The organism is Amycolatopsis sp. NPDC059027 (assembly GCF_042739735.1).
Lineage (GTDB): Bacteria > Actinomycetota > Actinomycetes > Mycobacteriales > Pseudonocardiaceae > Amycolatopsis.
Genome location: NZ_JBHYIK010000180.1, coordinates 1 through 1,025 on the forward strand (window position 1 = coordinate 1; position 1,025 = coordinate 1,025).

General features: G+C 37.5%; 1 protein-coding gene. It reads left to right on the plus strand.

Annotated elements, in window-relative coordinates; genetic code table 11:
* Positions 1–314 precede the first annotated feature (314 nt).
* The gene (locus ACFWY9_RS44980; RefSeq protein ID WP_041332645.1) at positions 315–992 is read left to right on the plus strand and encodes a hypothetical protein; all 678 of its coding nucleotides are present in this window, start codon (positions 315–317) and stop codon (positions 990–992) included.
* Positions 993–1,025: the final 33 nt, after the last annotated feature.

The window sequence follows — 1,025 nt, forward strand, 5'->3', positions numbered from 1 at the left end:
GCTGCTTCCACAGCATTTGACACATGAACAAATTGTTATATGTGTCAAATTTTCAATCAAAGAAAGTATGCTGCGGCAACACGCAGCTACTTTCTCTATTTTTAAAACCATCTTCCCAATCAAAATGATATTAAGACATTGATATATCTGTATTTCGCACACTATAAAGACCGCAAAAATGCCCGCAATCAAAAGTTCAACCTCATAGGAATTTTTATTCAATTTATTTGAAATATTGTTATTTTATTCATATTCAGATACAAGCTATGTTAACGTGAATTCGGTACCAAAATCATACAAGGGAGAGTGTGAAAATGAGGAAATGGATTCTGTTTATGATTATCAGTTTTGTTACACTTGGATTAGTATTGCCTTCAGGCGAAGCTTCTGCTGAAGAAGTAAAGAGTCAATATACGCCCCAAGATTATGAAAAGTACCTCGCAAATTACGATTCAGATGCAGCTAAAGCAGCCGGTGTATCTCCAGAGTACATATCGTCAGCTGTTATGGAAGCTGGAAAAATCCTTGAAGATTTTAAAGCCTTATCAAAAGAAGATCAGGAAAAATTTGTGGAAAGCTTTACAAAGATCGATCCTATCAACATAGAAGAAAACGAAGTTGTAGTTGATGACCCAATCAATGCTATGGGGGACAAAGGCGTTTCTTACGAGAACTCAGTTAAGTTTTTCGGAGTACCCCAGACTACTTACAAAGTTTCCGTTAACTACAATGTATCTGGTGGAAAAGTGAAAAAGATCAACTCTTCAAATGCAAGAGTAGTCCGCAACTTGAATCCAGTAGTAAGAACAGGCTTAAATACAGGCGGCAAGAACGCTTGGGTTACAGGCGATAACAAAGCAGCAGTTTCAGGAAGTTTCTATTATCAAATCGGGCCAATCAAAGACATCGGTATCACTCTAGGTAACGTATTTATCAAAGCCGTCGGCGATAAAAATGGAAAACGCACTTACAAGAAATTCACCGTTGATTGAGCCTAAAAAGTGAGGTCATGGTATGTCTAAGCG

Coding starts and splice junctions, on each gene's coding strand:
- ACFWY9_RS44980 (WP_041332645.1), top strand. CDS start 315: ATGAGGAAATGGATTCTGTTTATGATTATCAGTTTTGTTACACTTGGA.